Origin of the sequence: Microbispora sp. NBRC 16548 (genome assembly GCF_030268985.1) — a bacterium.
Lineage (GTDB): Bacteria > Actinomycetota > Actinomycetes > Streptosporangiales > Streptosporangiaceae > Microbispora > Microbispora catharanthi.
The window spans coordinates 379,830-404,833 of record NZ_BSSF01000003.1 but is presented as its reverse complement, the minus strand read 5'-3'; the positions used below and the strand labels follow the sequence as shown (position 1 = coordinate 404,833).

Annotated in this window: 23 protein-coding genes; 13 read left to right on the top strand and 10 right to left on the bottom strand. The window is 71.8% G+C overall.

Translation table 11 applies throughout. The features are described 5' to 3' along the window. Positions 1-4 precede the first annotated feature (4 nt). From QSK36_RS09745 to QSK36_RS09720, 6 genes are read left to right on the top strand one after another with little or no spacing between them, the layout of a single operon-like run. Positions 5-961: an STM4015 family protein gene (locus tag QSK36_RS09745; protein WP_285782128.1), complete on the top strand. Its 957-nt coding sequence runs from the start codon at positions 5-7 to the stop codon at positions 959-961. Then, positions 958-1,263 carry a hypothetical protein gene (locus tag QSK36_RS09740; RefSeq protein WP_285782127.1) on the top strand — a complete coding sequence of 102 codons (306 nt, stop codon included), beginning with the start codon at positions 958-960 and terminating at the stop codon, positions 1,261-1,263. The genes QSK36_RS09745 and QSK36_RS09740 overlap by 4 nt, the downstream gene beginning before the upstream one ends. 4 nt (positions 1,264-1,267) lie before the next feature. After that, entirely contained in the window at positions 1,268-2,317 is a 1,050-nt protein-coding gene (locus QSK36_RS09735; protein ID WP_285782126.1) for an STM4014 family protein, read from the top strand. Then, positions 2,314-3,105, top strand: coding sequence for an STM4013/SEN3800 family hydrolase (locus QSK36_RS09730; protein ID WP_285782310.1), 792 nt, complete (start codon positions 2,314-2,316; stop codon positions 3,103-3,105). Before QSK36_RS09735 ends, QSK36_RS09730 begins: the two co-directional genes overlap by 4 nt. Continuing rightward, positions 3,102-4,370 carry an STM4012 family radical SAM protein gene (locus QSK36_RS09725; RefSeq protein ID WP_285782125.1) on the top strand — a complete coding sequence of 423 codons (1,269 nt, stop codon included), beginning with the start codon at positions 3,102-3,104 and terminating at the stop codon, positions 4,368-4,370. The genes QSK36_RS09730 and QSK36_RS09725 overlap by 4 nt, the downstream gene beginning before the upstream one ends. Beyond that, on the top strand, positions 4,364-5,212 hold the full coding sequence (locus tag QSK36_RS09720; RefSeq protein WP_285782124.1) for an STM4011 family radical SAM protein: 849 nt from the start codon (positions 4,364-4,366) through the stop codon (positions 5,210-5,212). The genes QSK36_RS09725 and QSK36_RS09720 overlap by 7 nt, the downstream gene beginning before the upstream one ends. Here QSK36_RS09720 and QSK36_RS09715 read toward each other — a convergent pair. Together QSK36_RS09715 and QSK36_RS09710 are read right to left on the bottom strand one after the other, a co-directional pair. Then, on the bottom strand, positions 5,191-6,279 hold the full coding sequence (locus QSK36_RS09715; RefSeq protein WP_285782123.1) for a DUF6745 domain-containing protein: 1,089 nt from the start codon (positions 6,277-6,279) through the stop codon (positions 5,191-5,193). The two genes, QSK36_RS09720 and QSK36_RS09715, sit on opposite strands and share 22 nt — an antisense overlap. After that, a complete protein-coding gene (locus QSK36_RS09710; RefSeq protein ID WP_240808753.1) occupies positions 6,279-6,557 on the bottom strand; it encodes a DUF8820 family protein in 279 nt (92 codons plus the stop codon). Before QSK36_RS09710 ends, QSK36_RS09715 begins: the two co-directional genes overlap by 1 nt. 138 nt (positions 6,558-6,695) lie before the next feature. On the opposite strand from QSK36_RS09710, the gene QSK36_RS09705 reads away from it, so the two are divergent. Then, a complete protein-coding gene (locus tag QSK36_RS09705; protein ID WP_139572953.1) occupies positions 6,696-7,169 on the top strand; it encodes an Lrp/AsnC family transcriptional regulator in 474 nt (157 codons plus the stop codon). Here QSK36_RS09705 and QSK36_RS09700 read toward each other — a convergent pair. The 6 genes from QSK36_RS09700 to QSK36_RS09675 are packed head-to-tail and all read right to left on the bottom strand — an operon-like array spanning position 7,115 to position 13,789. Beyond that, on the bottom strand, positions 7,115-8,158 hold the full coding sequence (locus QSK36_RS09700; RefSeq protein WP_285782122.1) for an N-acetylglucosamine kinase: 1,044 nt from the start codon (positions 8,156-8,158) through the stop codon (positions 7,115-7,117). The two genes, QSK36_RS09705 and QSK36_RS09700, sit on opposite strands and share 55 nt — an antisense overlap. Beyond that, on the bottom strand, positions 8,155-9,417 hold the full coding sequence (locus QSK36_RS09695) for a 6-phospho-beta-glucosidase (protein WP_285782121.1): 1,263 nt from the start codon (positions 9,415-9,417) through the stop codon (positions 8,155-8,157). Before QSK36_RS09695 ends, QSK36_RS09700 begins: the two co-directional genes overlap by 4 nt. Continuing rightward, positions 9,414-10,256: a carbohydrate ABC transporter permease gene (locus tag QSK36_RS09690; protein WP_183531299.1), complete on the bottom strand. Its 843-nt coding sequence runs from the start codon at positions 10,254-10,256 to the stop codon at positions 9,414-9,416. The genes QSK36_RS09695 and QSK36_RS09690 overlap by 4 nt, the downstream gene beginning before the upstream one ends. Continuing rightward, the gene (locus tag QSK36_RS09685; RefSeq protein ID WP_285782120.1) at positions 10,253-11,194 is read right to left on the bottom strand and encodes a carbohydrate ABC transporter permease; all 942 of its coding nucleotides are present in this window, start codon (positions 11,192-11,194) and stop codon (positions 10,253-10,255) included. The genes QSK36_RS09690 and QSK36_RS09685 overlap by 4 nt, the downstream gene beginning before the upstream one ends. 4 nt (positions 11,195-11,198) lie before the next feature. Then, positions 11,199-12,536, bottom strand: a complete 1,338-nt coding sequence (locus QSK36_RS09680; protein ID WP_183531301.1) for an ABC transporter substrate-binding protein — start codon at positions 12,534-12,536, stop codon at positions 11,199-11,201. Between the two features lie 32 nt (positions 12,537-12,568). After that, positions 12,569-13,789, bottom strand: a complete 1,221-nt coding sequence (locus QSK36_RS09675; RefSeq protein WP_285782119.1) for an ROK family transcriptional regulator — start codon at positions 13,787-13,789, stop codon at positions 12,569-12,571. A gap of 176 nt (positions 13,790-13,965) precedes the next feature. Here QSK36_RS09675 and QSK36_RS09670 point away from each other — a divergent pair, with 176 nt between their 5' ends. The 4 genes from QSK36_RS09670 to QSK36_RS09655 all read left to right on the top strand — a co-directional run bounded on the left by QSK36_RS09670 (position 13,966) and on the right by QSK36_RS09655 (position 19,592). Then, positions 13,966-16,230, top strand: coding sequence for a HelD family protein (locus QSK36_RS09670; RefSeq protein ID WP_183531303.1), 2,265 nt, complete (start codon positions 13,966-13,968; stop codon positions 16,228-16,230). A 466-nt stretch (positions 16,231-16,696) separates the two neighbouring features. Further along, entirely contained in the window at positions 16,697-18,253 is a 1,557-nt protein-coding gene (gene lnt, locus QSK36_RS09665) for an apolipoprotein N-acyltransferase (protein ID WP_285782118.1), read from the top strand. After that, positions 18,253-18,996, top strand: a complete 744-nt coding sequence (locus QSK36_RS09660; protein WP_183531304.1) for a polyprenol monophosphomannose synthase — start codon at positions 18,253-18,255, stop codon at positions 18,994-18,996. Before lnt ends, QSK36_RS09660 begins: the two co-directional genes overlap by 1 nt. A 77-nt stretch (positions 18,997-19,073) precedes the next feature. Beyond that, on the top strand, positions 19,074-19,592 hold the full coding sequence (locus QSK36_RS09655) for an FxsA family protein (protein WP_285782117.1): 519 nt from the start codon (positions 19,074-19,076) through the stop codon (positions 19,590-19,592). Positions 19,593-19,734: 142 nt separating this feature from the next. Here QSK36_RS09655 and QSK36_RS09650 read toward each other — a convergent pair whose 3' ends face one another. Beyond that, complete coding sequence (locus QSK36_RS09650; protein WP_285782116.1) at positions 19,735-20,511, bottom strand: PRC-barrel domain-containing protein; 777 nt, start codon at positions 20,509-20,511, stop codon at positions 19,735-19,737. 498 nt (positions 20,512-21,009) lie between these two features. On the opposite strand from QSK36_RS09650, the gene QSK36_RS09645 reads away from it, so the two are divergent. Beyond that, positions 21,010-23,394, top strand: coding sequence for an HNH endonuclease signature motif containing protein (locus QSK36_RS09645; protein ID WP_285782115.1), 2,385 nt, complete (start codon positions 21,010-21,012; stop codon positions 23,392-23,394). A 15-nt stretch (positions 23,395-23,409) separates the two neighbouring features. Here the strand turns inward: QSK36_RS09645 and QSK36_RS09640 are convergent, their stop codons facing one another. After that, positions 23,410-24,111: a CBS domain-containing protein gene (locus QSK36_RS09640; protein ID WP_183531307.1), complete on the bottom strand. Its 702-nt coding sequence runs from the start codon at positions 24,109-24,111 to the stop codon at positions 23,410-23,412. Between the two features lie 223 nt (positions 24,112-24,334). On the opposite strand from QSK36_RS09640, the gene QSK36_RS09635 reads away from it, so the two are divergent. Then, the gene (locus QSK36_RS09635) at positions 24,335-24,994 is read left to right on the top strand and encodes a CBS domain-containing protein (RefSeq protein ID WP_139572940.1); all 660 of its coding nucleotides are present in this window, start codon (positions 24,335-24,337) and stop codon (positions 24,992-24,994) included. Positions 24,995-25,004 lie beyond the last annotated feature (10 nt).

Sequence of the window (25,004 nt, the reverse complement as noted above, 5' to 3'; positions counted from 1 at the left end):
GCCCATGATTCCGTACGACACCTACTTCGGCTACAAGCATCGCTACGAGGAGAGCTACGCCGGGCTGCCGGTGGTCGAGATCGCTCCGGAGGAGCAGGAGATCCCCGACCCGGCTTCGGTGGCGGTGCGGATCAGCTCGGGGTGGGACGACTACGACATCGAGGACGCGTTCGACGCGTTGCTGAAGCGTGTGGACACGGCCAAGGTCCCGGCACTCGTGATCGGCGGGTGGGAGGACTGCTACGGCACCTCGTCGGATTTCCTCGTCGGCCTGCTCGTGGACAACGCCGCCCGGTTCCCCGGGCTGCGCTCGCTCTTCCTCGGTGCGATCAGCTCCGACGAGGCGGAGATCTCCTGGATCACGCAGTCGGACGTCACGCCGCTGCTTGAGGCCTTCCCCCGGCTGGAGCGGCTGGAGGTGCGCGGCGGCACCGGACTGGAGCTCAGGCCCGTCAGGCACGAGTCGCTGCGCATGCTGCGGTTCGAGACCGGTGGGCTGCCCGCCGAGGTGGTGCGGGCGGTCGGGGCCTGCGACCTGCCCGCGTTGGAGCACCTGGAGCTGTGGCTGGGGGTCGAGGACTACGGCGGGAACGCCACAGTCGCCGATCTGGCGCCGATCCTGTCCGGGGAGCGGCTGCCGGCGCTGCGCCACCTCGGCCTGCAGGACAGCGAGATCCAGGACGAGATCGCGGCGGCCGTGGCCTCCGCGCCGGTCGTCGCCCGGCTGGAGTCCCTCGCCCTGTCGATGGGCACGCTGACCGACGCCGGGGCGGAGGCGCTGCTCGGCGGGCAGCCGCTGACCCACCTGCACACGCTCGACCTGCACCACCACTTCCTCACCGACGCGATGGTCGCCCGGGTGACCGAGGCGCTGCCGGGCGTCGAGGTCGACCTGTCGAAACAGGAGGAGGCCGAGGAGGACGAGGGTGAGGTCTGGCGTTACGTGGCGGTGAGCGAGTGACGGCCACGCCCGACCCCGGCGAGACCTTCGTCCACGAGAACCTCTACCTGTACGGCCAAGAGTGGGAGCCCGGGCGGTTCTTCGCCGGCAGGCCGGTGGTGGAGCCGGGAGAGACGGTCGCCGACCCATCGGCGGTCGCGTGGGCTCTCACCAACGGGCTGTCCGGCAACGGGGGAGAGCCGGGACTCGAGCAGGAACTTCGGCGCCTGCTCGACTCGGCGAGCCCGGCGCAGGACGAGATCGCGGCGGCGGTCGCCGCCGCCCCCGTGCTGGCCCGGCTTACGAGCGCTACGTGGCGGTGAGCGAGTGACACCGAGCCTCGCTGTCGTCGGGGTGCCGGGTGACCGGCGGGTGACGATGTTCCGCGACGCCGTCGTCGCCCGGGGGCTGCCCGAGCCGCGGGTGGTCCCCTGGCGTGACGTGCTGACCGGACGCGAGATCGGCCTGCCGCCGGGGACGCTGGTGCGGATCGACTCGCCGGGCGAGGACGCGGAGACAGACGCGCTGCTGCGCGGGCCGGGGGACCCCACCCGGGTGGGCGGGGGCGCGGCCTGGTACGCCGCCTTCACCGCGGGGCTGCGGAGGATCGCCGCGCTCCCCGGCGTCCGCCTGCTGGGGGACGTCGAGGAGATCGCGGTGATGTTCGACAAACGCCGCTGCCACGCCCGGTTGGCCGCGGCCGGGGTGCCGGTGCCGCCCGCCTTCGAGGCCGGCTCGTACGGCGAGCTGCGCGAGCGGATGGCCGAGCGGGGCTGGGCCCGCGTGTTCGTCAAGCCCGCCCACGGCTCGTCGGCCTCGGGGGTGGTCGCCTTCCAGGCCCACGCGGGCCGGGTCAAGGCGGTCACGTCGGCGGCGTGGACAGGCGGCGCGCTGTGCAACTCGCTGCGGGTCCGCTCCTACGAGGACGAGGCCGACGTGAAGGCGCTGGTCGAGACGCTCGCGCCCGACGGGTTGCACGTGGAGCGGTGGTTCCCGAAGGCGTCGGCGGGCGGCAGGACGTTCGACCTGCGCGTCGTGACCGTGGCCGGGAGCCCGACCCACGCGGTGATGCGCACGAGCAGGACGCCGATCACCAACCTGCACCTCGGCGGCCAGCGGGGCGACCTCGGCGTGGTCAGGGCGCGGCCCGGCCTGTGGGAGCGGGTGCTCGACGTGGCCACGCGGACCTCCGCGTGCTTCCCGGGGAGCCTGACCGCCGGTGTCGACATCATGGTCGGGGCCGACCGGCGGTCGGTGGCCGTGGCGGAGGTCAACGCGTTCGGCGACCTGCTGCCCGGCCTGGGCGACCTCGCGGGCACGGGCAGGGACACCTACGCCGAGCAGGCCGAGGCGATCCTGGATCGGCGATGGACATGAACGCGATCGTGGGGACCCACGACATCCTCCTGGTCACGCTCGACACGCTCCGCTACGACGTCGCGGCCGAGCTGGCCGACGCCGGGCGGCTGCCCAACCTGCTGCCCGGCGGCCGCAGGTGGGAGCGGCGGCACAGCCCCGGCAGCTTCACCTACGCGGCGCACGCCGCGATCTTCGCGGGGTTCCTGCCCACGCCGGTCACGCCGGGGCCGCACCCGCGCCCGTTCGCCGCCACCTTCCCCGGCAGCGAGACGACCGGGGCGGGCACCTGGGTGTTCGACGCGCCCGACCTGCCCGCCGGGCTCGCCCGCGGCGGCTACCACACGGTCTGCGTCGGCGGGGTCGGGTTCTTCAACAAGCTGACTCCGCTGGGCTCGGCCCTGCCCGGGCTGTTCGCGGAGAGCCACTGGGAGCCGGAGTTCGGGGTGACCAGCCCCCACTCGCTGGAACGGCAGATCGACCGCGCCGAGGAGGTGCTGGCCCGGCGGGACCGGCCGGTCTTCCTGTTCGTCAACGTGTCGGCGTTGCACCAGCCCAACCACTTCTACCTTCCCGGCGCCACCGGGGACGGCCCGGACACCCACGCCGCCGCGCTCGAATACGTCGACCGGCACATCGGCAGGCTGTACGCGCTGATGCGCCGGCCCTGCCTCGTCATCGTCTGCTCCGACCACGGGACGGCGTACGGCGAGGACGGGCACGTCGGGCACCGCGTGGGCCACGAGGTCGTCTGGACGGTGCCCTACGCCGAGTTCATCCTGGTTGATCCCGATGGGGAGCACGATTGACGCCTTACGAGGGATACGTCTACGCCTACCCACACAAGACCGCCTACCGGCCGCTCGATCCGCGCCCGGCGCTGAGCGAGGTCTGGGCGGGGGAACGGGCGGGCGCGCTGTACGTCCACATCCCGTTCTGCGAGATGCGGTGCGGGTTCTGCAACCTGTTCACCCGCACGGGCGCTCCTGAGGGCCTCACCGGGGCCTACCTGGACGCCCTGGAACGGCAGGCGCGCGCCGTACGGGCCGCCCTGGACGAGCCGCGCTTCGCGACGGCGGCCTTCGGCGGCGGCACGCCCACCTACCTGAACGCCCGCGAGCTGACCCGCCTGTTCGACCTCACCGAGCAGGCGATGGGCGTCGACCTGCGGGAGATCCCGCTTTCGGTCGAGACCTCGCCGGCCACCGCCACGCCCGACCGGCTGGCCGTGCTGGCCGAGCGGGGCGCGAGCCGGATCTCGATCGGCGTGCAGAGCTTCGTCGACGCCGAGGCCCGCGCGGCCGTACGGCCGCAGAAGCGCGCGGAGGTGGACGCCGCGCTCGACGCGATCCGGGCGTCGGGCATCGCGACCCTCAACATCGACCTGATCTACGGCATCGACGGGCAGACGCCCGACTCCTGGCGCTACTCGCTGGACGCCGCGCTGACGTGGAAGCCGGAGGAGCTGTACCTCTACCCGCTGTACGTCCGGCCTCTCACGGGCCTGGGCAGGCAGGGCCGCGCCTGGGACGACCAGCGGATGGAGCTGTACCGCCTGGGCCGCGACCACCTGCTCGACGCGGGGTACGAACAGGTGTCCATGCGGATGTTCCGGCTGCCCGATACGACGGCGTCCACGGACTACTGCTGCCAGACCGACGGCATGGTCGGCCTCGGCTGCGGGGCCCGGTCGTACACGAGCGCCCTGCACCACTCCTTCGAGTACGCGGTCGGGGCCCGCCACGTGCGGGCGATCATCGACGACTACGTGCGGCGCGACGACTTCGGCGTGGCCAACGTGGGGTTCGCCCTGGACGAGGAGGAGCGCAGGAGGCGGCACCTCATCCAGTCGCTGCTGCGGACCGAGGGGCTGTCGCGGGACCTCTACCGGTCCAGGTTCGGCACCGACGTGCTCGACGACTTCCCCCTGCTGGACCGCTTCCCTGGCTGGCTGACGGCGGACGCGTCCGCCGTGCGCCCGACCCCCGACGGGCTCGCCCACTCCGACGCCATCGGCCCCGCGCTGTTCTCGCCGCGCGTGAGGGCGCTCATGGAGGAATACGACGCGTGCTGACCATCCTCTATCGGGGGCCGCTGGCGAGCTGCGACTACGACTGCGGCTACTGCCCGTTCGCCAAGCGCAGGGACACCCCGGAACAACTGCGCGCCGACCGGGCCGCCCTGGAGCGGTTCACGGCGTGGGTGGCGGCCCAGGACGCCGAAATCTCGGTGCTGTTCACCCCGTGGGGCGAGGGACTGGTGCGGTCCTGGTATCGCGAGGCGCTGGTGCGGCTGTCCTGGCTCGGCAACGTGCGGCGGGTGGCCATCCAGACGAACCTGAGCTGCCGCACCGGCTGGCTCGCGGAGGCGTCGGACCGGGCGGCGCTGTGGGTGACCTACCACCCCAGCCAGGTGCCCTACGAGCGGTTCCTGCCCAAGGTCCGCTCGCTGCCCGTACGGCACAGCGTCGGCATCGTCGGCGACCCCGCGCATCTGGCGGACGCCCGCAGGCTCCGGGCGGACCTGCCGCCCGAGACCTACCTGTGGGTCAACGCGCAGGAGGGCCGGGTCTACAGCGACGCCGAGGCCGCGGACTGGACGGCCGTCGACCCGCTGTTCGGCTACAGCCGGCACGCGCACCGCAGCCTGGGCCTGCCGTGCCGCACCGGGGACAGCGTGATCTCGGTGGACGGCGAGGGGACGGTCAGGCGCTGCCATTTCGTGCCGGAGGTCCTGGGCAACCTCTACGACGGCTCGTACCGCCCCGCCCTGCGGCCCCGCGCCTGCCCGCTGCCCGTCTGCGACTGCCACATCGGGTACGTCCACCTGGAGCCCCTCGGCCTCTACGACGTCTTCGCGGGGGGCGTGCTGGAACGCGTCCCCACCGCCTGGGATCAGGTCTCCCGCTCGGGGTGATAGTCCTCCTCGCGTACGCCGAAGGTCCACGCCACCCCCTCGCGGGCCCTGGTCACCCACGGCGGGACCCGCAGGAAGTAGGTGCGCCGGGTGCCGTCGGGCTCGGGCGTCGAGTTGACCACCTCGACCATCACCACCGGCTCGTCGCCCGGCAGGTCGATCCGCCACAGGACGCCGGTCTCGTCGGAGTGCCGCGGCCGGGCGCCCGACTCGGCGAGGTAGCGGTCGAGGCCGAAGTGCTCCAGCATGACCCGGCGCAGCTCCGCGTTCTCCTCCGCGCGGATGCGCTCGGGGGTGAGCGCGGTCATGGTCGCGCCGAACCCCGCGGGGACGGGCATCCCGTGCCAGGCGTGCAGCGCGAAGCCGTCGGCGTACGACAGGGCCGGGGCCTCGGCCGCGGAGCCGAAAGGCCCGGAGCCGAAAGTAGAGTGCAGCCGTCCCACGTCGTCCAGGTGCAGCTCCACCGGCCGGTCGGTGACGATCGCGACCCGCTCGTACGGCCACCACCAGCCCGCGTGCCGCGCGGCCCGCTTCAGCCCCTCCAGACCCTCGAAGGCCGACAGCCAGGGCGCGTCGTGCTGGCCGAGCACCGCGTCGAGCGTCGCCTGGCGCAGCACGTCGCCGCCGAGGTCGCCGATCGCCCTGCGGATCTCGGTGACCAGCCGGTCGACGCGCGGCCACAGCCGGCCGCCCGTCTCCTCCCACAACCGGGCCCAGCCGGCGGGCCCGGCGGCGGCGCTCGCCTCCGCCCTGGCGCTCTCCCAGGGCACGGTGCGGACCTCGTAGCGCACCGAGACCCCGGGGTCGATGCCGTCGAGGGCCCGCAGCCGCCCGAAGCCGATCTCCTCCATCGCCGCCCGGACCTCGTCGGTGCCGAGCAGCCACACGGCCGCGATCGCCCCGGCGGCGGGGGAGGCCAGCCGTACGATCGCCTCCGGCTCGCGCAAGCCTGCCTCGCGGTAGGCCAGCCGCACTCCCGCCGACGCCTCGTCGTGGTCGCCTTCGCCGGTGGCGAAGGCCACCCGCTCCCAGGTCAGCGTCTCCCCCGTCTCCATCAGTCGGCCCATCAGTCGGCAACCGTCCGGAACGAGCCGGGCACGTACTCCCGCTGGCGGATCACCCGGAACCAGCCCTTCGGCAGCGAGATCGGGTCGTGCTCCTCGTGGACGAGGCGTCCGCCCGCGGGCAGGTGCAGGAAACCGGGGTACAGCGTTCCCGGGCCCGGGATCGCGTGGCAGTGCCCGGTCGCCTCGCCCTCCGCCAGCACCAGCCTCCCGCGCGGGTCGCGCGGCACCGGGCGCAGTCCGCGCGGCACCGACTCCTCCGTCACGGGCACGATCAACACGTCTCCCTGTCGATACATCAGTCGACCTCCGGTCTCGGCGATGATCGCAAGCTAGCCAGGCCCACTGACATTCCTGGGAACACGGCAATTCGGTGGCTTAGGGACGAGCCAGTCTCGGGCGGCGCTACCGTTGCTGGGGTGGAGGAGATCGATCGCCGAATCGTCACCCTGCTGGCGACTGACGGCCGGATGAGCTTCACCGATCTGGCCAAGGAGACCGGGCTGTCGGTCTCCGCCGTGCACCAGCGGGTACGCAGGCTGGAAAAGCGCGGTGTCATCCGCGGATACGCCGCTCTCGTGGACTACGACGAGATCGGTCTCCCGATGACCGCGTTCGTCTCGATCAAGCCGATCGACCCCTCCGCGCCGGACGACGCGCCGGAGCGGCTGAGCCATCTGACCGCCATCGAGGCGTGCTACAGCGTCGCGGGCGATGAAAGTTACATTCTCAAGGTCCGCGTCGCCTCTCCTCTGGGACTGGAGGAGCTCCTCCAGCAGATCCGCGCCTCGGCCAACGTCAGCACGCGCACGACCGTCGTCCTCAGCACGCCGTACGACTACCGCTCCCCGGTGATCGAGAAGGAGCCGGAAGCGGACGCCGCCGAGGGCTGAGTGCCGTCCTCCTCCCGGAGGAAGTGCGCACGCACCCGGGTGTACGACTCGGGGGGCGCGCCGAGGCGATCGAGGCCGAGCAGCGCGGCGCCCACGATCGGCGGCACGTCGGCGACGACGAGCCGGGCGAGCGGCGCGCGTTCGGCGTAGCGCCGCTCGACCAGCGACGTCAGCAGGGGGTGCCGGGCGGTCAGCACGCCGCCGCCGAGCACGACCTCGCAGGGCGCGGCGAGCAGGCCGAGCCGCCGCATGGCGACGACGCCCAGCAGCGCGATCTCCTCGGCCTGCCGCTCCACCAGCGACCCGGCGATCGCGTCCCCGTCCGCGGCGGCGGCCAGCAGGGGCGGCACGAGGGCGTGCAGCCGGTCGGCCGGCAGGTCGCCGAAGTGCAGCCCGACGACGACCTCCTCGACCGTGGCGGCGCCGAAGCAGGCGCGCACGACGTCGGTCAGCGCGGTCGCGGGGCCGCGGCCGTCCTCGGCGCGCACGGCGTGCCAGAGCGCCTCCTCGCCCAGGTAGTGACCGCCGCCCCAGTCGCCGCTGAGGCGGCCGAGCGCGGGGAAGCGGGCGACCTGCCCGGCGGGGCTGACGCCCACCGCGTTGATCCCGGCGCCGCAGACGACGGCCACACCCCATCCCGTGCCCGACCCGGCCCGCAGCAGGGCGAAGGTGTCGTTGCCGACGACCACGCTCGCGCCGTGGCCGCGGGCCAGCAGTTCGGCCCGCAGCCGCTCCTCCTCGACCGGCAGGTCCGCGCCCGCGACGTACGCCGCGACGTGGTCGGCGTACGGCGGCGCGGCGGTCTCGTCGGCGAGGGCACGCCGCACGGTCCGGCCGATCACGTCGACGGCGGCTTCGGCTCCGGCGCTCTGCGGCAGGAACGCGGGCCCGCGCGCGGCGGCGAGCACCGTGCCGTCCTCGCGGACGAGGGCGACGTCGGTCTTGCTGTTGCCGCCGTCCACCGCGAGCACCGTACGGAGAAGGGTCACCGGGCCACCGCCCACGGCAGGAAGGCGCGGTTGGCCTCCACGAGGCGCGCGGCGAGGTCGTCGGCGAGGAATGCCTGGCCGACCAGCGGATGGGCCAGCAGGGCGTCCCTGACGCGGTCCTCGCCGCCGCGCAGGGCCGCCTCCAGGGCGAGCGACTCGTACGCCGACACGTGGGCGATCAGGCCTCGATAGAGCGGCTCCACGGGATCGACGGGCAGCGGGACGGCCCCGGCGGCCCCGACGGCGGCCGGGACCTCGATCACCGCGTCGTCGTCGAGGAACGGCAGCGTGCCGTTGTTGCGGGTGTTGACGACCTGCACGTCCCCGCGGTCGCCCATGAGCGAGGCGACCAGGGCGACGGCGGCCTCCGAGTAGAAGGCGCCGCCGCGCCTGTTCAGCAGGTCGGGCTTGGTGTCCACGGCCGGGTCGGCGTACATCTCCAGCAAAGCCGACTCCATCGCCGCCACCTCGGCGGCCCGCGACGGCGAAGTCCGCTGCTCGGCCACCACGCGGTCGTGCTCGTAGAAGTACCGCAGGTAGTACGACGGCACGGCGCGCAGGTGGCGGACCAGCCGCACCGGCAGGCCGACGGCCTCGGCGATGCCCTCGCCGTGCTCGTCCAGCAGGCGGGGCAGCACGTCCACGCCGTCGAGCAGGACGGACCGCTCCCAGGTGAGGTGGTTGAGCCCGACGTGGCCGAGCGTGATCCGCTCGGGGGCCACGCCGAGGAGCGCGGCGAAGCGGCGCTGGAACCCGATGGCCACGTTGCACAGCCCGATGGCCCGGTGCCCGGCGTCGAGCAGCGCCCGGGTGACGATGCCGACGGGGTTGGTGAAGTCGACGATCCACGCGCCGGGCGCGTGCGCACGCACCTTCTCCGCGATGTCCAGCACCACAGGCACGGTCCGCAGGGCCTTGGCGAGGCCCCCGGCGCCCGTGGTCTCCTGCCCGACGCAGCCGCACTCCAGCGGCAGGGTCTCGTCGACGTTCCTGGCGGCCTGGCCGCCGACGCGCAACTGCAGCAGCACCGCCGCGGCTCCGGCGACGCCGTCCTCCACGCGGGTGGCGGTGGTCAGCGCGGCCGGGTGGCCGGCGCGGGCGAGCATCCGCCGGGCCATCCCGGCGACCGTCGCGAGCCGTCGCTCGTCGGGGTCGACGAGTGCGATCTCCGACAGCGGCAGTTCGCCGCGCAGGCGGGCGAAACCGTCGATCAGCTCCGGCGTGTACGTGGAACCGCCCCCGACAACGGCCAGCTTCATTTGACTCCCGTCAGCTTGACGCCCTCGATGAAGACCTTCTGGGCGAAGAAGAACACGATGATCACCGGGGCCATGGCCAGCAGCGTGGCGGCCATCGTGAGGTTCCACTGCACGCGGTGCACCGACCGGAACGCCGCCAGCCCCAGCGACAGCGTCCAGCTGTCCAGGTCGGTCCCCGCGTACAGCAGGGGCCCGTAGTAGTCGTTCCAGCAGTAGAAGAACTGGAAGAGCGCGACGGCGGCGATGGCCGGGCGGGCCATCGGCAGGATCACCCGCACGAGCGTGCGGAACTCGCCGCAGCCGTCGACCTTCGCCGCGTCGGAGTACTCGCGCGGAATCGTGACGAGGAACTGGCGCAACAGGAAGATCGAGAACGCGTCGCCGAGCAGCATCGGCAGGATCAGCGGCCACAGCGTGCCGGTCAGGTGGAAGCGGGCCCAGATCAGATAGATCGGCACCGCCACGACCTGCGGCGGCAGCATCATCGTGGTGATCACCAGCAGGAACGCCAGCCGGCGGCCGCGGAAGCGGAACCGCGCCAGCGCGTACGCCACGGGGATCGACGACACCAGCATGAACGCGGTGGCGAGCACCGAGTAGAGCAGCGTGTTGCGGATCCAGGTCAGCAGCGGCGCCTTCTCGAAGATCTCGGTGAAGTTGCCCCAGTTCCAGGTGTGCGGCCACAGGTCGGAGGTGAGCGCCTGCCGATCGCTCATCAGGGCCGTGAGCGCGATGAACACCAGCGGGCCGAGGAACATCAGCGCGAGCGCGATGGCCAGCGCGTGCCGCGCGATCCACAGCAGCACCCCGCCTCTCGTGAGCACCGGGCGCCTCGTCATATGTCCTCCTCGCCGAGGCCGCGGAACTGCCGGAGCAGGATGAGCGTGAACACCATCGCGACCGCGAACAGCATCAGCGCGAGCACGCAGGCGTAGCCCATCGCGTAGTCACGGAAGCCCTGCTGGAACAGCCACTGCGGGAACGTCAGCGTGGACTGGTCGGGGTAGCCGGGGGTGAAGACCGACCCGGCCGAGTCGGTCGCCCCGGACGCGACCCGCGCGGCGACCTCGGCCTGGGTGAAATACTGCAGCGTCTGGATCACCCCGGTGACGAGGGCGAACATCAGCACCGGCCGGATCACCGGCAGCGTGATCGAGGTGAACTGCCGCCAGCCGTTCGCGCCGTCGATCGCGGCGGCCTCGTAGAGCTGTTTCGGCACGTCGAGCAGGGCGGCCATGAAGATGACCATCAGGTCGCCGACCGACCACAGGCCCAGCAGAGTCAGCCCCCACTTCGACCACGCCGGGTCGCCGAACCAGTCCGGCGCGGGCAGCCCGACCGCCGACAGGATCGCCTGCACCGGCCCGGTGCCGGGGTTGAGCAGGAACACGAACCCCAGCGTCCCGGCCACCAGCGGCACCAGGGCCGGCAGGTAGAAGATCGTGCGGTAGACCCCGGCGCCGGCCTTCAGCCGGGTCACCAGCTGGGCGACGCCGAGGCCGAACAGCACCCGCAAGGGGACCATCACCACGACGAGCCACAGCGTGTTGCGGATCGCCGTCCAGGCCGCCTGGTCCTTGAGGAAGTACTCCCAGTTGAGCAGCCCCACGGGCTCCAGGGTGAACAGGTCGTACCGCTGGAAGGAGAAGTAGACCGTGGACACCAGCGGGTAGACGAAGAAGATCGCGAACCCGGCCAGCCAGGGGGACAGGTAGAGCAGCGCACGGAGATTTCCCCGGCTGAGAGGGTTCGGGCGGCTGAGAGCCGTTCCTGCCATCGGCTCAGCCGCCCGCCGTCAGCTTGAGCTTCTCGTCGATCTTCTTGTCGACCTCGGCGAGCAGTGCGTCCAGGTCGGACGCGCGGCCCGACTCCCACTTGATCTGCGCCTCCTGCAGCGTCTGCTGGTTGAAGACGGAGTTGACGTGGGCCGGCAGCGTCGTGCTGCTGGGGTTGGCGAAGACGTCGAGGAAGGTCTGGAAGTTCGGGTCCTTCTTGAGGTCCGGCGACTGGAGCGCGGGCAGCGTGCTCGGCACGTTCCTGATCGCGTTCGACAGCGTCACCAGCGAGCCGGTGTCGGTGGTGAGGTATCTCACCAGCTCCCAGGCGGCCTCCGCGTGCTCGGCGCCGCGCGGGATCCCGATGACGGTGCCGGCGATGAAGCCCGCGCCGTACCGCTGCGGCTGGTCGTCCGCCACCGGCAGCGGCGCGGTGCCGTAGTCGAGGTCGGGGGCGTCGGCTGCGAGCATGGCCGTGCGCCACTCGCCGTCGATGGCCATGGCGACCTTGCCCGTGTTGAACGGGTTCTCTGCCGACCACTCGTCACCGAAGCTCTTGCGGAACTTGTCGAGCCTGTCGTAGCCGTACCAGTCGGTGAGCTCCTTCTGCCAGGTCATCAGCTTCTTCCACTGCGGGTCGGAGCCGATGGCCGAGGTGCCGTCGGGATTGGTCCACTTCGCGCCGACCATCACGCCGGTGTGGATGGGGGCGTTCTCGTACATCTGGCTGGTCGGGACGAACCCGGCGACCTTGATGTCGCCCTTGTCGTCCTTGACCGTCAGCTTCTTGGCGAGGTCGGCCAGCTCGCTCATCGTCTTCGGGGGCTGGTGGCCCTTCATGAGCGTCTTGTTGTAGTAGAGGCCGTACGCGTCGGCGAGCATGGGCATCACGCAGCGCTTGCCCTGATACTGCGTGTACTCGGCGATCACCTTCGGGAACAGCGACGCCGGGTCGATGCCGCTCGCCTTCAGGTAGGGGTTGAGGTCCTGGAAGATCCCGGCCTTGCAGAACTCGGCGACGCTGTCGGTGGTGAACGACAGGGCCACGTCGGGCGGGTTGCCGCCGCGCACGGACTGGAGGATCTGGCTGTCCTGGACGGCCTTGGTCGGCTTGACCGTGATCCAGGGGAACTTCTTCCGGAAGCCGGCGAGGGTCTCGTCGAAGGCCTTGAGCTCGTTGTCGGCGCTGAAGCCGTGCCAGAACTCGATGGTGACCGGCTCGTGGCTCGCCCCGCTCTGGGCCGTCTTGGGCGGCCCGCTCTCGGTGCCGGCCGTGCAGGCGGTGAGCGCGGCCAGCCCGGCCCCGATGGATAGTGCCGCGGAGAGGAAGAGAAGGCGTTTCATGGGGGGTGCCTCCCTAGTTCGTCAACAGTGCGTCAACAGTGCGTCGAAGGGGATTTGCTCACCGCGCCGAACAGCTCCTCGCGTACGGCGCCGAGCGCGAGGTCGAGGGCCCCGGCGAGGACCGGATTGCCCTCCAGGGTGGACAGCAGCACGCGGGGCCGGGGGATGGTCAGCGCGTGCAGCTCCCGCTCGACCGTCTCCCGCAGGACCTCGCCGCCGGCGAGCAGCACGCCGCCGGACAGCACGACGATCTCGGGATCGACCACGGCCGTGATCGCGGCCAGCCCCAGCGCGAGGCGGCCTGCGAGGTCGCGGAGGGCCGTGCGCGCGCTCTCGCCGTCCGGGCCGCCGCGTCCGGCCACGGCGACCGCGTTGCGGACGGCGCCGCTCGGCGTGGAGCCGCGCACGCCGTGGGCCCGCAGGAGGGCGAGCACGGCCGGGCCGCCCGACAGCGCCTGGAACCCGTGGTTGGCCCGCCTGCCGACGTCCCGCGCGGTGGGGGCGCCGACCACGGGCATGTAACCGACCTCGCCCGCGCCGCCGGTCGCCCCGCGATGGAGGCGGCCGCCGATGACGAGGGCCGCGCCGATGCCCTCGTCGGCCCACAGCAGCACGTAGTCCTGGTGGCCCCGGGCGCTGCCCCTGGACCGTTCGGCCTGGGCGACGAGGTTGACGTCGTTCTCCACGTCGATCGGCACGCCGATCCCGTCGCGGAGGGTCCCGATCAGGTCGGGGATGTGCCAGCCCGGGATGTGGGCGGCGTAGCCCAGCCTGCCCGTCGAGGGGTCGACGGCGCCGCCGATGCCGACGACCACCCGGCTCAGCTCCGTCGGGTCGAGCCCGGCCGGGCCGCACGCCCCTGCGAGCGCGGCCCGGACCCGCTCCACCACATCGCCGCCGGTACGCCCGGGGGTGGCCAGGCGGTGCTCGGCGACGACCGCGCCGGTGACGTCCGCGACCGCCACGGCGATGCGTGCCGGCGTGACGTCCAGCGCCGCCACGTGCGCCGCGCGGGGGTTGATCCGGTACAGCTCGGCCGTACGGCCCGGCAGGCCCTCGCGGATGCCGTCAAGGACGACCAGGCCGGCCTCCTGGAGCCGGGCCAGCAGCTGGGAGGCGGTCGGCTTGGACAGGCCGGTGAGGGCCCCCAGCTCGGGCCGGGTCAGCGGGCCGCGTTCGAGCAGGACCATCAGCGCGGCACGGTCGTTGATGGCGCGCAGCAGGCTCGGCGTCCCCGCGATGGGCCGGGTCATACGTTCTCCCACGAAGGCGGTTAGGAAAGTTTCCTAACTTTTGGTGCGACCGTACGAACGGGCTCGAGTGCCGTCAAGAGCGTGATCCGCGCCGAGATCCACCTGTGACCGCACCTGTCACCCCGCCGTGCCCGATGCGGGAGAAGAGCGGGACGGCACGTAGAATCTGGCGGCCTATGCCAGAGTCTTCGACGGGCGAGCTGGCCCGGGAGCAGAAGTACGTCGCCGCGCTGTACGAGCGCCTCGACGTGCTGCGGGAGCGCACGCGCGGGCAGCTCGACGCCGTGCTGGCCCAGGGAGCCTTCGGCACCCACCAGAACCGCTCGGAGCGCGACAACTTCGCCGTCATGTACACCCAGCGGCTGGCCCGCCTGTGGGCGGTGGAGAACGGCCTGTGCTTCGGGCGGCTGGACCTCGCCGAAGAGAGCCGGGCTGACGCGAGCCGGCTGTACATCGGCCGCATCGGCCTGGCGGACGACGACCAGCACCGGCTGTTGATCGACTGGCGGGCCCCGGTGGCGCAGCCGTTCTACCGGGCCACCCCGGCCGCCCCGATGGGCGTCACGCGGCGGCGTCACCTGCACACGCGGGGCCGCAGGGTCACCGCGATCGACGACGACCTGCTCGACCTCGACAGCCTCACCGACGCCGACCGGGCCTCGCTGAACGGCGAGGCGGCGCTGCTGGCCGCGCTCGGCGAGAAGCGCACCGGCCGCATGCGCGACATCGTCGCCACCATCCAGGCCGAGCAGGACAAGATCATTCGAAGCGACCTGAACGGCGTGCTCGTCGTCCAGGGCGGCCCGGGCACCGGCAAGACCGTGGTGGCCCTGCACCGTGCGGCCTACCTCCTCTACACCTACCGTGAGCGGCTGGAACGCCGGGGGGTGCTGATCCTCGGGCCCAACCCGACCTTCATGCGCTACATCGAGCAGGTGCTGCCGTCCCTCGGCGAGACCGACGTGCTGCTGTCCACCGTGGGCGAGCTGTACCCGGGCGTCACCGCGACCCGGGAGGAGCCGCCCGAGGCCGCCGCGGTCAAGGGCCGGATCGCGATGGCCGACGTTATCACCCGGGCCGTACGGCAGCGCCAGCGGATGCCGCGCACGCCCGTGGAGATCAAGCTCGACAAGTTCACGCTGAAGCTCGACCGGCAGACGCTGGAGGCGGCCCGGTCGAAGGCCGGCCGTTCCCGCCGTCCGCACAACCAGGCCAGGGCCGTCTTCATCCGCCACCTGCTGACCGTGCTCACCCGGCAGGCGGCCCGGCACCTGGGCCGCGGCGCGCTCGACGACGCCGACTTCGCCGACCTGCGCGAGGACCTGCGCACCGAGGAGCCGGTGCGGGTGGCGCTCAACCGGCTGTGGCCCTACCTCACGCCGCAGCAGCTGCTCATCGGCCTGTTCACCGACCGCGACCGGATGGCGGCGGCCGGGCTGGGCGCGCCGGAGCGCGACCTGCTGCTGCGCGAGCCGCCCAGATCGGGGGAGAAGCCGGGGGAGAACTGGTGGAGCGCGGCCGACGTGCCGCTGCTCGACGAGGCCGCCGAGCTGCTGGGGGACATCGACGAGGGGGTGCTGCGGGCCGCGCGCCGGGCCGAGCAGGAGCGCGAGGAACGCATCGCCTACGCCCGCGAGGTGCTGGAGCTGACCGGCCTCGCCGACATCATGGACGCCGAGCGCTTCGCCGAACGGCAGCAGGCCGAGGAGACCTATCTCACCACGGCCGAGCGGGCCGCCAGGGACCGCACGTGGGCCTTCGGCCACGTGATCGTGGACGAGGCCCAGGAACTGTCCGAGATGGCCTGGCGGATGGTCATGCGGCGCATCCCCGGCCGGTCGATGACGATCGTCGGCGACATCGCGCAAACCGGGTCCGCCGCGGGCGCGGCGAGCTGGGACCGGGTCCTCGATCCGTACGTCTCGGGCCGCTGGCGCGAGGAGCACCTCAGCGTCAACTATCGCACCCCCGCCGAGCTGATGGAGGTCGCCGCCCGCGTGCTCGAACTGGTCGGCGCCGACCTGAAGGCGCCGGAGTCGGTGCGGGAGACGGGCGAGCGGCCGTGGGCCCTGCGGGTCGCCACCCTCGCGGAGGCGGGTCCGGTGGTCGCCGCGGAGGTCGTCGGGGAGGGACGCCTCGTGGTCGTCGCGCCGGCCGGGATGACCGAGGAGATCGGGACGATCGTCCGGGCCGCGGTGCCCGACGCGGCCACCGGCCCCGGCCCGGCCGCGCTGGACGCGCCCGTGGCGGTGCTGTCGGTGACCGAGGCCAAGGGGCTGGAGTTCGACTCGGTGATCGTGGTCGAACCCGGCCGGATCCTGCGGGAGTCGCCGCGCGGCCCGAGCGACCTCTACGTCGCACTCACCCGGGCCACGAGCCGCCTCGGCGTCGTCCACACGGAGGAACTGCCCGAGGTTCTGAACGGTCTGGAACGGCGCTGAACGGCCACCCCTCCTACCTGCGGAAATGTGGTATTTCCGCTGATCGGGACGCGGTTGACATCTGCGCTGAGGTCGGTAGTTTGCTGCGCAGTCCAGCACGGGACTGACCGGTTGGCCGCTCTATGGCGCCGCCGACCTCTGCGTCGATGACGGAGCGTGACCCCGTCAGCACGCCAGGCGCAGGGCGGCGTCCCGCCGAGGCGGGGCACCCCATCCGGCCGGGGGGTTGGACCCAGGAGGGGCCCGGGCACCCAGTAGACAACGGAGCTCCGCGCCCGCCGCCGACGGGACGGAACCGGTCCGAAGGGCCGCCCGGGCCTTCTTCCCTTTCTCTCTCCTCCTCCACCTGCTCCTCGCCGCCGTACAGTGGCTGAGGCCGGTTTGGCGGCCTGCGCCGCCGTCTGCGACTCTGACCTGGAATGATTTTTAGCGTCAGGACCATCGACATGCGAGGAGAGACTGTCCCGTGGCACTGAAGACGGCACAGGACGCGGCTCCGCCCGCCGCCGCAGCGCCGAAGCCACGGGTGCCGGGCGTGCTGATCCGCCTCGCCGCCTCCGTCGCGGGCGGCCTGGTTCTCTACCTCGCCTTCCCGCCCATCGGATGGTGGTTCTGCGCACCGGTGGGCGTGGCGCTGCTCGCCCTCGCGTTGTACGGCCTGCGGCCGCGCCGGGCGGCGTGGATCGGGTACGCCGGAGGGCTGGCGTTCCTCCTGCCGGCGCTGGCCTGGGTCCGCCCGATCGGGGATGACGCCTGGCTGGCCCTGTCGGGCATCGAGAGCCTGTTCTGGGCCGGGCTGGCCTCTGTGGCCGTCCTCGTCATGCGGCTGCGCCTGTGGCGGTTGTGGGTGGCCTGCCTGTGGGTCGTGCAGGAGTGGGCCCGTGGCCTGTTCCCCGTCGGGGGCTTCCCGTGGGCGCGGCTGGCCTTCAGCCAGGGCGAGTCGCCGTACACCGGCTTCGCCGCGCTGGGCGGCGCCCCGCTTGTAAGTTTCACGGTCGCCCTGACGGGGGCTCTGCTCGCCGCGCTGGTCACACGGCGTCCGCTGAGGTGGCGGGCCGACCGGGTGCTTGCCGGGACGCTGCTCGCCGCGATAGCCGTACCGGTGCTGGGGCTGGTCGTGCCCCGGCCCGGCGACGAGGGCAGGACAGTGCGGATCGGTGTCATCCAGGGCAACGTCCCTGGGCGGGGGATGTACTTCCTCGGCGACGAGCCCGCCGTCGTGCTGCGCAACCACGCGGACGAGACGCACCGGATGGCCGAGGCCGTGCGCGCGGGGAAACTCCAGCGGCCCGAGATCGTGGTGTGGCCCGAGAACTCCACCGACATCGATCCCTACTCCAGCGCGTACGCCCGGCAGGTGATCGACTCCGCCGCCAAGGACATCGGCGTGCCGATCCTCGTCGGCGCGGTCGTCAAGATTGGCGCCGAGAACCGGGCCACCCGCGGCGTGGTCTGGGACCCGGTCAGCGGTCCCGGCGCGTACTACGACAAGCGGCGGCTGGTGCCGTTCGGCGAGTACACCCCGATGAAGGAGCTGTTCCTGGCGCTGTCGTCGCGGGCGCAGCTCGTCGGCCGGCAGTCGGTCCCCGGCGACAAGCCGGGAGCGCTGCGGATGGGGCCGGTGACGATCGGCAGCGTGGAGTGCTACGAGGTTGCGTTCGACAGCACGGTGCGTGACACGGTGCTGGCCGGCGGCACGCCGCTGGTGGTGCAGACCAACAACGCCAGCTACGCGCTCACCAATCTGCCGCCCCAGCAGCTCGCGATGTCGCAGCTGCGGGCGGTGGAGTTCAACCGGGCCGTGGTCACCGCGGCGACCACGGGCATCTCCGCGTACGTCGGCCCCGACGGCCGGGTCGGATGGCGTACCGGCGAGCTGGTGGCAGGGATGAACGTCCTGAATGTCCCCGTCAGGACGAAGAACACGGTGGCGGCGGAGCTAGGTGCGCTGCCGGAGTGGATCATGGTACTCATGGGAGCCGGAGCGACGGTGGCGGCCATCTCTGGGCGGAGGAGAAGCTGATGGAGCGGACCCCAGGGCGGGTGCTCGTGATCGTCCCCACGTACAACGAGCGGGAGAACCTCCCGTTGATCACGCGGCGGCTGCGTGAGGCGCTGCCCGACGTGCACCTGCTCGTGGCGGACGACAACAGCCCCGACGGCACCGGCCGGATCGCCGACGAACTGGCAGAGGCGGACGACCACGTTCACGTCCTGCACAGGACGAGCAAGCAGGGGCTGGGCGCCGCCTACATCGCCGGATTCCGCTGGGGCCTGGCCGAGGGCTACGACGTGCTGGTGGAGATGGACGCCGACGGCTCCCACCAGCCCGAGGAGCTGCACAAGCTGCTCGACGCCGTGACCGACGGCGCCGACCTGTCGATCGGCTCCCGGTGGGTGCCCGGCGGCAAGACCGTCAACTGGCCGTTCTCGCGCGAGCTGCTGTCCCGGGGGGCCAACACCTACGTCCGGCTGGTGCTCGGCATCCCGGTGCGCGACGCCACGGCGGGCTTCCGGGCCTACCGCGCGGCCACCCTGGAGAAGATCGGGCTGGACGACGTCGAGTCGCAGGGCTACTGCTTCCAGGTGGACCTCACGCTCCGCACCGTACGGCAGGGCCTGCGGGTGACCGAGATACCGATCACATTCGTCGAGCGCACCGTGGGCAGCAGCAAGATGAGCCGGAAGATCATCTTTGAGGCCTTCTGGCGCATTGCCGTCTGGGGGGTCGCCGGGTTCGGCGAGCGGTTTCGCCCGAGGCGATAGCCACGATCCACAGGAACCCCAGCGGCCGCGGGGACGTTGACGCAGACGTACGAGTGCCGGGGTGAGTGGGGCAAGACATGGTGCGGATCGGGCTGTTCCTCGGGTTCCTCCTGGTTCCCATCCTGGAGATCTGGATTCTGATCCGGGTGGGGTCCGTGATCGGCGGGTGGGAGACGGTCGCCCTGCTCATCGCCGACAGCATCCTCGGCGCCTGGCTGGTTCGCCATGAAGGGCGGCGGGCGTGGGCGGCGCTGCGCACGGCCATCGAGTCGGGGCGCATGCCGGACCGGGAACTCACCGACGGAGCGCTGATCGTCGCCGGCGGCGCCCTCCTGCTTGCCCCCGGCTTCCTGACCGACGTGTTCGGATTTTTCATGATCTTGCCGTTCACCCGGCCGATCGCCCGGCGCTGGCTGTCGTGGTTCCTCGGCCGCCGCGTGCGGTCGCTCGCCGCCCGCTCGCCGTACGCGCCGCTCTTCGAGCGGACTGCGGGATTCGACGAGGGGGCGGGCTTCGGCGGCGCGGGTGGCTTCAGCGGGCCCGCCGGAGCGAACCGGGGCCGCGTGGTGCACGGCGAGGTCATCGACGACGACTGAAAGACGATCGGAAGCGGCCGGGTAAGCGGCGGGGTAAGCCGCCGGGCATGCCGTTGCCCCGGCGGCGGAGGCGCACCGGGGCAACGGGGCTGGTGACGAGCGGCTTCCCGGTTTCTACCGGGTTGGCCCGGGTTGGTCCCGGTTACAGGCGCGGCTCGTCCTGGTCGGGGATGTCCCGGCGGCGGATGTCCCGATCACGGGCGTCCTCGTCGGTGACGAACCGGTCGTCGGCGCCGGTCAACGGATCGTCGGTGCCGAACCGTTCCTGTGACCGGGCCGCCGGGTCCTCGGTGCCGTACCGCTCGCTCGACGTGCGCGAGGGATCGCCGCCGCCGAACAGCTCCTCGGACCGCGTCTCGGGGTCCCGCCGCGCCAGCGGCTCACCCGGTCGCGTGCCGGGGATATCGGCGTCCAGCCGGTCCCTGGAGCCGAGCGCCGGGTCGTCGGTGCCGTACCGCTCCCCGCCGCGGGTCACGGCGTAGTCCGCGTAGTCGCCGGGATCGTCGGCGCCGGTCCCCAGCCGTTCGCGTTCGCGCCGCCCGGCGCTGTCGGCCCAGCCGGCGAGGCTGTCGGTCCGGTTGGCGCGTTCCCAGGCGCCGTCCCAGTCCATGTCGTAGTGACGGTAGAGCTCCCGCTCCTGGTCGGCGGACAGGTGCCCGTCGGCGTCCAGGTCCACGTCTGGCGCGTTCTTGACGTGCTCCTTTTCGTACGGGACCTCGACATGGCCGGCCGTCAGGCTAGCGTCGTGCAACGGGACGAAGGTCTCCTTGGTGTGGAGAAGTCCCGTCTTGACGCAGAGCCACTTCGGCCGTCCGGTCGCGTCGTCGAGGAAGACCTGCGCGACCTCGCCGATCTTGTCGCCGTTGGGGTCGTGGACCGGGTTGTCGAGCACCATGGGGATCTGCTCGTGAGTGATCACGTGCTTCTCCTTGTCTCTCGCTTGGTCGGTCCCTTACTGGGCTACCGCCGATGGGAGGACGGAAACCACCTTTTCCGGAATTCGCCTCTGCCGTGCCCAGGTGGCTACGCCGGTGCATCCGGCGTCGTCGCAGGTGAAGGCCCGCGTCGCGGCATCTTCTGCCGACGCTGAAATCGCCGCCGCGCTCGTCCGGGCGGCGCGGGACCGCCGTCTCACGCTGCCCGAGCCGCGGGGACGCGACAGAGGAGCCGGAGACCGGCAGCGCTGCCCTCGTCGGCGGGCGGCACGTGCGCACGGGCGGGAGACGGGATTCGCGAGCGAATTCGGGACCGGGGAATCGGAGTTCCCGGAAGCCGCCGAGCGGGCCGGGTGAAGGGGGGCTATGCCCCGAATTGTGTTTCTGCCTGTGGCTCCATCTAATTTTCCTTCGCGGTTGAGCAGGGTGAGCGGCGCGTGAAAGAATTCATACAGGCTTTCGAATGAGCATGAGGAGGTGTCATGGAGTCGCCGCTCGTCGATCCTGGCCACCTCAGTCGTTCGAACATTCCCGATGAGAACTGGTGGGAGCGGCTGACTTCCCGATCGCCCCTCTGGTCCTCCGGAAGCGCAACCTACGGTGGCGAGCACGTTCGGGAGCTTTTCGGTGAGCCGAGCCGGGACCCTCGTGTCACACAAAGATGGAATTGCCTCGTCGAGCAAATTCGGCTGCATTTGAACGCCACTGCCGGAATCCGGGCATCTGCGACCTCGCATGCCGATGCCTTCACCGGTGCCGGCGGTGGTGTCGGTAGTGCCCATGGCTTGGGTGCCGGTGGTTGTGGATCAGGTGCCGGTCGGGACAAGGGCCGGTCGTCGTGGGTGTTGGTGGGTTCTCTTCGTGAGTCGGCGCAGGCGTTGGCGTTGGCGCCGTTACCCGACGATGCCGACATCTGCCTCGCCGAGGCCGAGGATCTGCTGTTCGCGCGGGATCGGATCACGTGCGCTCTTGCTGATCGGGTGGGGCGGGTGCATGGTGCGGGGCAGGCCAAGCAGCATGGGCATGCCTCCACCCGCAGTTGGCTGCGCACCGCCGGAGGCATGAGCGTGCCCGGTGCTGGTCGCCTGCTCACGCTGGCGGTGGAGTTGGCGCGTCTGCCGCGAGTGCGGGAGAAGTTCGCCGCCGGGGACTTGGCGGCGGGGGTGGTGGAGGCGATCTGCATGGCCACCGCGCAGTTGAGCGACGAGCACGCCAACCTGGCTGAGCCGATTTTGCTGGAGCTGGCGGGTAAGGCGGGGGCGGCGGAGGTGGCCAAAGCCGGCCGCTATCTGCGGGCGGTGCTCGACCCCGACGGGGAAGAACGCGACGAGCAGGCGGACTACGGGCGGCGGTTCCTGCGGGTCCGCCCCACGAAGGGCGGCGGCCTGGAGGGGGAGTTCTACCTCCCCCGTGAGCCTGCCGCCCGGCTGCTGACCTTGCTCAGCCTGTACGCCAAGCCGAAGGCAGAAGGGGACGATCGGCCGCTGCGGGTCCGCCAGGCGGATGCGTTCATCGCTCATCTGGAGGAGAAGATCGCCGCTGAGCTCCTGGTCCTGGTCACCGCCGAATCCCTCCCCACCGACCCCGGCACCGACCCCGCCACCGACCCCGCCAACGACCACCCCGACGACTCGGAAGACACCCACCCCGACGACGCCGAAGCCACCGCCGACTACGCCCTCGGCGACACCGGAAGCACCGAAGACCGCGACACCGACCCAGGCAGCACCGAGGCCGAAGCAGCCGCGGGTGCCGTTGCCGGTGCCGAAGCAGCCGCGGACGCCGCTGCCGAGAGCGCCGACCTCGGTGCCGGCCCTCGCGATGAGAAGGCCGGTGGGCCCGCGACGGGGGAGGACAGCGCCTCTGATGAGGCGGAGGTCACGGGCCTCGATCGGACTGACCATACGGCCGACACCCGGTCTCCTGGCAGCGAGCGTGGAACGGCAACGGTGCCGAGACCTCGGCGTGCCCCTGAGGGAGGCGCCGATTGCGAGGACGCCAACCTTGAGAGGGCAGGCGGCGACATAGATGACGGCGACGCCCGTGACGGCGGAACCGATGACCATGAGGTCGTGGTGCGAGCCGGAGCAACTCATTCCAAGCATTCGTCAGCCTGGCCCGCAGACGGCGGTAGCGCGCATCCGCACACGGCACATCCGCGCGTAGCGTCTCCGCACGCAGCGCGATTGCCTGATCCTCCCCCTGAAGACGCCGCTGCGCATCACGCCCACGCCGGGCATCGGCCTGCGGGGGACTGCCGGCATGGGCAGAGCACGCCTGAGAGCCAAGGCCATGGCCACGGCCACGAGCATCGGAGGCACGACGAGGGCGGGTGCGGATGCGAGGCGCGGTGCTCGTGTGCGCCGGGGACACCGGGAACAGCGCCGGGAACAGCGCCAGGGACGCTGCCGGGGCCGCTGCTAGGGATGCTGCTGGGGGTGGTGCCGGGGGTGTTGCTGGCGACCGGGCAGATGCTGCCGGTCTCCAGCGTGCACCGGCTTGCCCGCACCTCCACTTTGGTGCGCCTGGTTATGGACGCCGAGGGGCAGGTGCTGGACATGGGCCGCAAGGTCCGCCTGGCCACCCCCGCCCAACGCAGGGCCGTCTACGCCCGCTACGCCACCTGCTGGATCGACGGCTGCCCACTGCCCGCCACCATGTGCCAGATCGACCACGCCGACAACTGGAGCAACGGCGGGCTCACGGACCTCAAACTGCTCGGCCCCGCCTGCCAGTTCCACAACCGCGACCGCTACCAGCACCCCGACCGCTACACCCGCCGCAAGATCGGCACCGACCGCTGGGCCTTCACCTACCACCCGGCCCACATCAGGGTCCGGAGCCCTCGACATGAGCCGGGAACATGAGGCCAGGCTCCGGGATCAGGCTCCTTCCCAGGGGCCGACGTCTTCCTCCTTCCACTCCAGGCGGTCGACGACCCCGATCACGCCGTTGGTCCGTTCGACCATCCGCGTGAGCACCCGCGCCTGCGAGCGGCGTTCCAGGGCACCGGTGAGCGTCACGACGCCTTCCGACACCGAGACCTCGACGCCCGACAGGTCGGCCCACAGGCAGTTCTCGATGACGTCCTCCCGTACCTCGCGGGCGATGTCGGCGTCCGCGCGGGCGAGAACCTTGAGCAGGTCGTGACGGCTGATGATGCCCATGAGCACGCCCTCGTCGTCCACGACGGGCAGGCGTTTGACGCCGTGCTGGCTCATCTGCCGAGCCGCGCTGACCACACTGGTGTACGGCCGGGTGGTGACCGCGGGGGTGGACATGAGATCGGCGGCGGTCACCCCACGGGCCCGCTCCTGGCTCCTGGCGGCCCCGTGCCCCACGGCCTCGCGCAGGCGGGCGCGTAGCGGCGGCCGGTAGCCCTCGCGATAGAACTGCTCGCGGAACTCCTCCTTGCGCAGCAGGTCGGCCTCGGAGACGACCCCGACGACGTGGCCCTCACCGTCGACGACGGGCACCGCGCTGACCTCGTGCGCGATGAGCACCTCGGCCACGTCCCTGAACGGTGTGCTGCCGTTGACGGAGGCGACCTCGCTCGTCATGACGTCTCGCACCTTCATGTGCATGATCGGCTCCTTCCCCCGGCCGTCTGCCGTTCCCAGTCCCATCGCACCGCCGTACGGGGCCGGATGCGAAGGGACGGACGGCCCTACCGGTGGGGCCCTTCGCCATGCCGTGCCCCGGACGGCGCGATCGGTGGCCGAAAGTCCCGGGCGGTCAGGACCTTCACCGCTGACCTCGGAAGACATGGCGAGGCACGCTGGGCACTGAGAGATGGGAGGCGTCGTCATGACGGCGAAAGTGAAGGATGTCATGGGCAAGGTCGCCATCGCGGTGCCGATGGACGCGTCGTTCGCAGACCTTGTCGCCACCATGCAGCGGTTCAAGGTGGGCGCCGTCACGGTGATCGACGCCGACCGGCGCCCGGTCGGGGTGGTGTCGGAGGACGACATCCTGCTGAAGGAGATCGATCCGGGCGAGAGCGTGCTCGACGGTCCCCGCAGGCGTGAGGAGCACCGGAAGGCGGCGGGCACGAAGGCCGGCCAGATCATGACGCGCCCCGCGATCACGGTCACCGGCGGCACCTCCGTGCGGGACGCGGCCCGGCTGATGCACCGCAACCGCATCAAGCAGCTGCCCGTGATCGACGCCATGACCGGCCGCATCGTGGGGACGGTCCACCAGGGCGACCTGCTGCGTGTGTTCGTCCGCCCGGCGGAGGACATCCTGGCCGACATCGAGGAGGTCGCGGCCCGGCTGAACCTCGGCCCCGACGACCTCCGGATCACCGTCTCCGGCGGCGTGGTCGCGATCAACGGACAGGTGCCCCGCAGGTCGGACATCAAGCCGCTGCTGCACGCCGTACGCCGGGTCGAGGGCGTCGTCGAGGTGGACGCCGACCTCGCCTTCCTCGTGGACGACCTGCTCATCGCCCCGCCGTTGCTGTGACCGACCAGGG

Excerpts from the sequence above, each read along its gene's own strand:
- QSK36_RS09730 (WP_285782310.1), top strand. The coding sequence starts at position 2,314 with ATGAACGCGATCGTGGGGACCCACGACATCCTCCTGGTCACGCTCGAC.
- QSK36_RS09685 (WP_285782120.1), bottom strand. The coding sequence starts at position 11,194 with ATGGCAGGAACGGCTCTCAGCCGCCCGAACCCTCTCAGCCGGGGAAAT.
- QSK36_RS09670 (WP_183531303.1), top strand. The coding sequence starts at position 13,966 with ATGCCAGAGTCTTCGACGGGCGAGCTGGCCCGGGAGCAGAAGTACGTC.
- QSK36_RS09635 (WP_139572940.1), top strand. The coding sequence starts at position 24,335 with ATGACGGCGAAAGTGAAGGATGTCATGGGCAAGGTCGCCATCGCGGTG.
- QSK36_RS09745 (WP_285782128.1), top strand. The coding sequence starts at position 5 with ATGATTCCGTACGACACCTACTTCGGCTACAAGCATCGCTACGAGGAG.
- QSK36_RS09655 (WP_285782117.1), top strand. The coding sequence starts at position 19,074 with ATGGTGCGGATCGGGCTGTTCCTCGGGTTCCTCCTGGTTCCCATCCTG.
- QSK36_RS09695 (WP_285782121.1), bottom strand. The coding sequence starts at position 9,417 with ATGAAGCTGGCCGTTGTCGGGGGCGGTTCCACGTACACGCCGGAGCTG.
- QSK36_RS09690 (WP_183531299.1), bottom strand. The coding sequence starts at position 10,256 with ATGACGAGGCGCCCGGTGCTCACGAGAGGCGGGGTGCTGCTGTGGATC.
- QSK36_RS09715 (WP_285782123.1), bottom strand. The coding sequence starts at position 6,279 with ATGGGCCGACTGATGGAGACGGGGGAGACGCTGACCTGGGAGCGGGTG.
- QSK36_RS09640 (WP_183531307.1), bottom strand. The coding sequence starts at position 24,111 with ATGCACATGAAGGTGCGAGACGTCATGACGAGCGAGGTCGCCTCCGTC.
- QSK36_RS09660 (WP_183531304.1), top strand. The coding sequence starts at position 18,253 with ATGGAGCGGACCCCAGGGCGGGTGCTCGTGATCGTCCCCACGTACAAC.
- QSK36_RS09645 (WP_285782115.1), top strand. The coding sequence starts at position 21,010 with ATGGAGTCGCCGCTCGTCGATCCTGGCCACCTCAGTCGTTCGAACATT.
- QSK36_RS09680 (WP_183531301.1), bottom strand. The coding sequence starts at position 12,536 with ATGAAACGCCTTCTCTTCCTCTCCGCGGCACTATCCATCGGGGCCGGG.
- QSK36_RS09675 (WP_285782119.1), bottom strand. The coding sequence starts at position 13,789 with ATGACCCGGCCCATCGCGGGGACGCCGAGCCTGCTGCGCGCCATCAAC.